This is a genomic window from Gemmatimonadota bacterium, assembly GCA_026706845.1.
In the GTDB taxonomy this organism is placed as follows: domain Bacteria; phylum Latescibacterota; class UBA2968; order UBA2968; family UBA2968; genus VXRD01.
In genome coordinates, this window is sequence record JAPOXY010000159.1 from 1 (window position 1) to 4567 (window position 4567).

Annotated in this window: 3 protein-coding genes; 1 reads left to right on the forward strand and 2 read right to left on the reverse strand. The window is 53.5% G+C overall.

Features of this window, described 5'->3' with window-relative positions; translation table 11 throughout:
• Positions 1–1740 (forward strand): hypothetical protein (locus OXG87_15105; protein ID MCY3870875.1); only part of this gene is annotated, 1740 nt, incomplete at its 5' end.
• 66 nt (positions 1741–1806) lie between these two features.
• Here OXG87_15105 and OXG87_15110 read toward each other — a convergent pair.
• Together OXG87_15110 and OXG87_15115 are read right to left on the reverse strand one after the other, a co-directional pair.
• Positions 1807–3408: a family 10 glycosylhydrolase gene (locus OXG87_15110; protein ID MCY3870876.1), complete on the reverse strand. Its 1602-nt coding sequence runs from the start codon at positions 3406–3408 to the stop codon at positions 1807–1809.
• 23 nt (positions 3409–3431) lie between these two features.
• Entirely contained in the window at positions 3432–4496 is a 1065-nt protein-coding gene (locus OXG87_15115; GenBank protein MCY3870877.1) for an aminotransferase class III-fold pyridoxal phosphate-dependent enzyme, read from the reverse strand.
• Positions 4497–4567: the final 71 nt, after the last annotated feature.

The following is a 4567-nucleotide window of genomic DNA, read 5'->3' on the forward strand; positions in this document are numbered from 1 at the left end:
AAAATAGGCTCAACGACAGTGTCAATTTACAAAAAGCAGACCGTTACGGTTTCTCCCACTACCGAGGATATCGCCAGCGTCATAGAGGATGTATCGGGTCCTGCGACCATTGCTTTTTCAGATGGTACTTACACAGATTTAGGGCGCATTGCGTTTTCAAAAACAGGTGTCAGCAGATACGATACCTTTGAAATGCGAGCGATCAATCCCGGTGAGGTCACGATTACGGGGAACACTGTTTTTGATATCTCAGGCGATCACAATGTGTTTCATGGGTTTATCTTTCGCGATATCAGTTCAAATACCAGAATAGGCAGAACCCAGTTTAAAACGCCGCTTACCATTAGAGGGGATCACAACCGCCTCACAGAGTGTGTTTTTTACCCCCGCCGCACCCAGGAGACAGGTATTAGAGCCGTCCTTATCGGCACTTCCCTCAGAGCCAATGACAAAGTAGCCCGGTTTCTTCGAATTGACCATTGTGCTTTCATTGGCAAGGCTTATCTTCAACTCGATAACACCCAGGTCGGCTCCGGTGATGGCGACGGAGGGTTAGAACAGAGGCAAGGCACAAACAACCCCATCAGCGTGCGGGTTGACCACAACTTTTTTCAAAATATAGAGAATAGCTTTTTGAGACTCGGTCGCACTGGTAATCGGGATTCTGAGAGTATCTTTGATGCAAACCTGATCGCAGGCAACCGGGAAGGCGATCCAGAACACTTTGTCGGCAAAATGGGGGGGTTTCTCTGGCTCAACAACACGATGGAAGACTGTCACAAATACCTCAGTTTGCGAATGGGAGGCTATGCTTACATTGTTCACAGTTATTTTTTACAACGCGCGGCAATGGCCATCATCGGTTGGGATAGGAACCACATCCTGGTCGGTAACTATTTTCGCGTCAACGGAAGAAACACACCTGAAGGCAATAAACCTTACATCGCTGTACTTCGAATGGGTGAAGGCATAGCAGGTCCCCAAGGCGGGCACAATGGCCCTCCCCAAGGCGGGCACAAAGCCACAACCGATTGGTGTGTCGCTTATAACACGCTTGATGCACCAGCCGATGTGCCTTTTGTAAACTTTATGGGGAAAAAATCTCGAAGGGCCTGGGCTACCGAACAGCTCAGCGAGGCACAAAAGAAAGTTCAACTAGGCACTTATACCCAGGCCACACCTCCGGAAGAGCTATACAAGTTCACCCTCCCCATTAACAACGGCTTCATAGGCAATCTCTTTTACCATCGAGAAGCTGTCACCTCTAAACCCCCAAAACCCTTTTCACTCATTCACTATGGCGTCTGGGAAAAAAATACATTCATCTCCAATGTCATCTCAAGTCCCGTGACAGAAATTTATGAACACGATACCTCCAACGGCGACGAAGAAAATTCAAGACAAATAACCCAAAACCTGCGAGGACTCACCTTCACTCAACAGGCCATCAGCCGAGACCACAACGGCTTACTCATCACGCCCATAGAGATTCCTCAAACCTTTAGAGTGCCAGACTATAACAAGCTTCCCATTGATCCCAATGCGGTTATCCACAAGCAAAAAGATAAAATTATCGATAAAGGACATCCTCTTTACAAGCTTATGGACCTCAGGGATCTGGGAGATAAGTTGGATCTGAATCGTCCTCTAACCACAAGGGATGTGGGCCCGGGCTGGGATTGGCAGCCGCTTTACAGCGCGTTACATGGGGCAAATCCCTACCAGGACAATTATCGATAAAACCCCTTACCTGTGATACGATGTCAGGCCATCAACCGTTATGCATGCGGCTGATGGCCTGTTTTTTTATTTCGGTTCGACGAATATCTCTACTTCGTCGATTACAATTGTGGGAGATGTGGCTTTGGGGTCGCTTTTGGTGAGTGCGATGGACAGGTAGTTGTCGCCGCGTTTGACGAGCGGGTCTGAGAGGACAAACCAGCGCGTGGAAAAGACGGGTTTTTCCTCGAGTGCGCGAAATTCGATCCGCCCGCCCTGCGCGGTACAGGGTATGTTTCTGCCGTCTTTTTCCCGTGTCGAATCTACGGTTGTGACGCGATCAGAGGATGCGGTGCGTCCGATGGCTTCGTCGGGGATGGTATGGCCGTTGAGGCGTACGTCTAATTCATCGTCCGCGGTCAGGCCAAATCCCCGAAAGAGGAGGGTCGCGCAGTGCGCGTGTTGCAGGTTTTCATAGAGTTGAAAGCGAAATTCACCCGTGGGGTGCTGTTCGCTGCGCGGTAGTCGAAGTAGTTGTGCGTTGATTACGCCTGTGCTGCGTCTGCCATTGGCTCCAAAACCGCTGAATCCATCCCAGGTGGGATCGAAGATGTAGTGCCGTTCGCCGCGCGCGACGCGTTCGGGGTCGCGGAACTGGTGGAAGACCTGCATGCCCTGGGGGTAAAAAGGCGGCTGCCACACGGAGGGCACAAAATGGTTGTAGATCGATATGCCATTTGCACCGGCGCCGTACATGGTGTGCGCGAGTGCGCGGCAGGTGGCGTGGCTTAAGGGGATGCGTCCGAGGCGGTAGCGCGCGCGGTAGCTGTTCCACGGTAGCAGGCCGGGGTAGAGTAGGCACGCTGTTTCCCGGGTTAGTGCCGCCCATTCTGAGTAGGGCAAATTGTGGTCGGCATACATCGTGTCTTGCGGGCTGATGTAGTCGAGCAATCCATTCCGTATCCAATTGTAAATGTCCAGGCCCTGGCTCGCGCATTCTGCCGGCGTTGCGTATATGCGCGCGCCAAGCATGAGTTTTTTACCGGTTTCTTTGCCGCGTTCATTCAGTCGCGTGTGGATCTTTTGTATGAGGTCTGTCAGGAGGTGTGCGCGTTCGGCAGCGTGGTGTGGGGGGAAGTAGGCCGTGTCTCGAAAGCACAGTTCTATGCCGTCAATGTCAAATCCATAGGCGACTTCTTCTATGACGCCACAAGTGAATTCTCGAACTTCCCGATGTGTGAAGTCGAGTGCTTCTGGTTCCTGATAGTTCTGTCCGGGGCGCGGGTCGTGCAATCGCAGATGTGGGTTGGATTCAATATATTCGGCAATGCCGACGCCCTGTTTGCGGTTGTGCGCGGCGTGGCCGTCGTTCATGCGGAAGCCAGCGATAAATTGCATGCTGCGCCGGTGCGATTGGTCGATGAGGATGTCCAGGGGCTGTGTGCCCGCTTCGATCAATGGTCTGAATCGCTGGTGCTGAGGGCGCTGGTCGTATTCATAGTGTTCGGATTGCCAGTAGGCCGTCCATCCTTGGGAGAATATCTCTTGATTGAATATATCTATTCCGCTGTCCGCGACCATGTCCACCCATTTGCGCAGGTCTGCTTCTCTTACCGGGTCGGGCAATACAGTGCGTGCGATGGTGGATGGATCGCTCACATAGAGGATCCGATGGGCTATTTCTGTCATGTTCCCTCTCCGTGCCGAGAATTTTACTTACTCAGCTGTGTCGAGACCTCCACAATGGTTTCCTGTATCACATCGACAACGTGCTGTACTTCCGATTCAGTGATGGTGAAAGGGGGGCTGATGGCGATATGGTCGCCTTCGACACCGTCAATCAGACCAGGGGCTCCGGGCATGACCAGTACCCCTTTTTCGAAGGCCAGATCCACGATCTTTGCGGTTACCCCTTTTGAGAGATCGAAGGGGGCACGCGTGGATTTGTCGGCCACGAATTCGATGCCGGTCAGCAGGCCTTTCCCGCGTATGCCCCCTACGATCGGCAGGTCCTGCAGGGGCATGAGTTTTTCCAGCATCAGGTCGCCCATCCGGGCGCAGTTCGATACCAGATCATGCGTCTGGATATAGTTTTGCACGGCCAGGGCTGTGGCGCAGGAAAGGGCGTTTCCGCCATAGGTGTGCCCGTGTACAAAAGAGACGGATTCCCTGTAGATGGCGTTGTAGATCTTTTCGTGGACGACGGTTGCGGCTATGGGCGTATATCCGCTACTCAGTCCTTTTCCGGTCGCCATAATATCGGGTACTACGTCCCAGTGTTCGATGCCGAAGTTGCGGCCTGTTCTGCCAAAGCCGGTGACGACCTCATCGACGATCATCAGGATATTGTGTCGGTCACAGATCTCTCGAATGAGAGGGTAGTAGTCCCGAGGAGGGGTCACGCCAGCGGCGGAGGTGCCGAGGATCGGTTCGGCGATAAAGGCGGAGATCGACTCGCTCCCCTCCTGTTTGATGACCCGTTCCAGTTCCTCTGCGCAGTGGAGTTGGCATTCCGAGTGGTCCTTACAGTAGGCGCACCGGTAGGGATAGGGCGGCGGGATATGGGGGAAGTTCAGCAGGTAGGGAATATAGTCCTCGCGCCAGGGCGACCGCCCGGACATGGAGAGGGCACCAACCGTATTTCCGTGCCAGGCCTGCCACCGGGAGATGACCCTGTACTTTCCGGGATTGCCGGTTGCGATGTGGTACTTACGGGCGATTTTCATGGCCGACTCTGTGGCTTCGGACCCTCCGGAAACAAAGAAGACCCGGTTCAGGTCTTCCGGCGCGAGGTCGGCGATCCTGTCTGCCAGATCGATCTGGGGCTGGGTGAGGAACCGAGCGTAGG